This window comes from Paenibacillus sp. 01T442 (assembly GCF_056398345.1).
In genome coordinates this window covers 1-3,256 of the sequence record NZ_JBFTPF010000167.1, presented here as the reverse complement: position 1 = coordinate 3,256, position 3,256 = coordinate 1, and the positions used below count along the sequence as shown (strand labels likewise).

4 protein-coding genes and 2 pseudogenes are annotated in these 3,256 nt (G+C 37.1%); all 6 read right to left on the bottom strand.

Going from position 1 to position 3,256, the window contains the following annotated elements:
* A pseudogene (locus tag AC1DLM_RS35010) lies at positions 1–162 on the bottom strand (GNAT family N-acetyltransferase); the annotation flags it as partial.
* Positions 163–268: 106 nt separating this feature from the next.
* Positions 269–1,074: pseudogene (locus AC1DLM_RS35005) on the bottom strand (HD domain-containing protein).
* A 171-nt stretch (positions 1,075–1,245) separates the two neighbouring features.
* Complete coding sequence (locus tag AC1DLM_RS35000; RefSeq protein WP_477572581.1) at positions 1,246–1,527, bottom strand: hypothetical protein; 282 nt, start codon at positions 1,525–1,527, stop codon at positions 1,246–1,248.
* 181 nt (positions 1,528–1,708) lie between these two features.
* Positions 1,709–2,167 (bottom strand): NUDIX domain-containing protein, encoded by a 459-nt coding sequence (locus AC1DLM_RS34995; protein ID WP_477572580.1) that lies wholly within the window; start codon positions 2,165–2,167, stop codon positions 1,709–1,711.
* A gap of 127 nt (positions 2,168–2,294) precedes the next feature.
* Positions 2,295–2,702 (bottom strand): DUF4304 domain-containing protein, encoded by a 408-nt coding sequence (locus AC1DLM_RS34990; RefSeq protein ID WP_477572579.1) that lies wholly within the window; start codon positions 2,700–2,702, stop codon positions 2,295–2,297.
* A gap of 156 nt (positions 2,703–2,858) precedes the next feature.
* The gene (locus tag AC1DLM_RS34985) at positions 2,859–3,200 is read right to left on the bottom strand and encodes a hypothetical protein (protein WP_477572578.1); all 342 of its coding nucleotides are present in this window, start codon (positions 3,198–3,200) and stop codon (positions 2,859–2,861) included.
* Positions 3,201–3,256: the final 56 nt, after the last annotated feature.

Sequence of the window (3,256 nt, the reverse complement as noted above, 5' to 3'; positions counted from 1 at the left end):
AGGTATATCAATGAAAGCTTCTCCTCTTTCTCTGTCCAGATTCTCCGTTTCTCCATCAATTTGTAATCTTAATTCGGACAAATTTTTAGCATCGCTTTCGATGGAAGACCTAATGGTATAAATCAGTCCATTCACTTGAAATTCTTTATTGTTAATTATCACTTGTTTGCCCCCTATACCACCTTTGAAAATAGCTACCTATTGCCTCATGGTGTGTTTATTCAACTCTTGTTCTGCTTTAGCTTAACGGGCAATCTTTGAACCTAATCTAGATAACCTTTACATAAATACCTTCTTGAGCCTTCGCATAGGCTTTTTCAGACATTACTTGTATTCGGTTTGACAACTCTGAAGCTTTTATTAATTGATTATCAGAGAAGACAGAAGGGTCAAATCTTTAAATTCAATCTCTTCAGTCTCTAAAGCCATTTTTATTACTTTCGCAAGGATATCGTATCCATATATATTCAATGGATCCAAAAAGAAATCAATAACCTCTTTATAGTATGTTTGGACAAACCATTCAGCAGTTGCTACGTCTGTCAAAGACATTTTGTCGTTTACAATAATTATTTTTTGAAGGAAGTCCTCCATTTCGCCTTTTGAAATATAACCATAATGGTACATGTCACTAAGCGTGTAATCTACTCGGTCAGCACATAATTCCGGTGCATTCTGCTCCAGAATGGTCCATCCATCATGTTGGAGAACGTCGTTGAAATTATATCCATGTTGAGTAAGAATTTCTGGTATGTCCGATTCAATTATTACCTGATCATAAATCTACTCATGATAGTTTTCTGCTTTTTGGTCTAATGCAAAATCAACAACGTGAGAAAAAGCTGTATGTGAAACATCATGAAGTAAGCCAGCAATTTGTTCTTCTAAGGAACCGCCTAACTTTCGAATTAATAGCATAACACCAACGGAATGCTCGTATCGAGTCACGTTCCATTTTGGATTTACTAAATAACTAGCYCCACCTTGGTGTCCCCCTCGCAATCTTTGTACAGGTTTTGAATTAATTAAATCCTCAAGAACTTGCTCAATTTTATAAACCCCGTATATACCCAATCGGAAATAATCACTTCAAAACCCCCTTGTTTTTATCGAGTTTATCATTATATCGAATACAATTAGATTCGTAAATAATTACATCACATATTACAAAAAGGGGCTACCGCGAAGCAAGCCCCTCAACTATCGTATTGCGTTAGTTGAACAGGCGTTGGACCTCACTGCGATTCATGGTCCAGTTCCATCAGTAATCACACGATAACCTAACCAATTTTTCTTCACCCATATAAATGATTTGGATATTTCGTTAACATAGTATAATTTTGCTCCCCCAAAAGAAGTGCTACCTTTCCCCTCAACTTGAACAGTGAAGGCTTTTATTGGATAGAGAGAGAAGAATAAATGCTTCCTTACCGCTAGTTCTGCCGTTACATTGGGAAAGAAAAGCAAATAAATCACTAACAACGACGTGATCGATATAATCCAAATCTGTTTTCTCTTCGACATCATTGTATCATCCCCCCAATATTTCGTTTTTTAAAAATATGACGAAGGAGGCATGTAAAAAGTTTCCACTTCATAACATTCTTATTCGTATGTTTTTTTATTAGTCTGCCATTAGTTGAATGAAAACAGGGAGCAGCTGCTGTGGCATTCTGCTCCCCCTATTTACTATGCTATCGTTCTCTCGTTAACTCAACGACTTACACCATCTAAGAACTGCCTCGTCAACTTCATCTATATAGCCAATATTATCGATGAAGTTCCAAAATAATATTTGGTCTGTCTCATCATTTTTATTAAAAGGTTCTACATTATCCAATTCTACATAAAAAATTGGGTTATATTTCATTGTACCATCTGGTTTCCTAACCTTCAGTAAGCCCTTAAATTCCATATCCTTAACAGCTTGCCCTGTTTCCTCAAAAAGCTCCCGAATCGCACATTCCTTAGCCGTTTCACTGTCATCTCTTCCCCCAGCAGGTATTTCCCATTGTTTTCTCAATGTATTAAAACAAATTAGATACTTACTATTGAATCGAGCCAAGGCGTATGAACCTGCCAGCGGTGAGTAATTCTTTAGTTCATGTTCATTCAGTGAGATGCACTCTAAAAACACGTAGCCATTTTTATTAATGATTACTGTCAATTCAAGCCCCCCTTTACCCAAGTTATACCATAATTATAAAGGTGACTATTAAGCAAATTTGCCCTTTAGCTTAATGGCCAAGAGGAGCATCTACATCGCCTGCTCCTCCATATGCGTGCCCGTAAGCTTAGCGAAAGTTAGTGACGGACCAATAGTCATCCGCGTCACTAAGACTTTTTAACACCTTGTTTGCTACTTTGTCGTAACTATTGCCAAAGAAACTTCGTTTGTCGTATCTAAACCACTCATCCTTATCACCAATCCTTAGCCTATTATCGGGATGTAAATCATGTGTGGTCACTTTGTTCGGAGGAACTTTTTCTCCCCAATGATGTGTATGACCCTCTGGTGAACAAACTGCTATCTCGATAATAAAACCACCACCATATTTATCGAATTGAAATGTTAGAAGGTCTATTTTCTTTTCGCTTATTCTTCGAAAATGAGGAAAAATACCCTTGAAGCCACGGTCGAGTAAGCTGGGAATAACGACGTTTTTGAGTGAACTTATCATTTTATCTCTCTCTATGGACAACTTAATCCCCCCAACTTTTTCTTTGTTTATTTAGACGCAATGCTCCATAATTCGTTGCAATATCCTGCCCTTACTTCAGCATAATAGGGATCGTCTGACTGCGCTGCAGCCAGCGATCCCTATTAAAGTAATGTTCTTACGTTAGCACAATATCATCTAATCATTGGTTATGCCGTAGAGCGCACAATATATATTAACTAAAATAGAATACATATCTTGAGCTTCTTCGTCGCCAATTAAATTTTTTTTGAAAATCAACCACTCCGTTAACAAGTCATTCCTTAACAGAGTTTCAAGGGGAACATCTCTGACTACACCTGTGCAGAAATGAGTTATTGCCTTTCCCTCGAGAGCCAAATCCATGTTTTCAAAACCATCTGTCAAATCTTCCCTCAAACTACCTTGGTAGTAAATATCAATTACTCGCTCGGTAAACTCGTTACTATTTGTCTTTAAAAATTTCTTGAGATTCTGTTTTAATACTTTTTTTGCATGCAATCTTTCAATCCTCCTTCTTTACATTACTTTAGTAAATCCTGTTGTGGTGCTTGTTT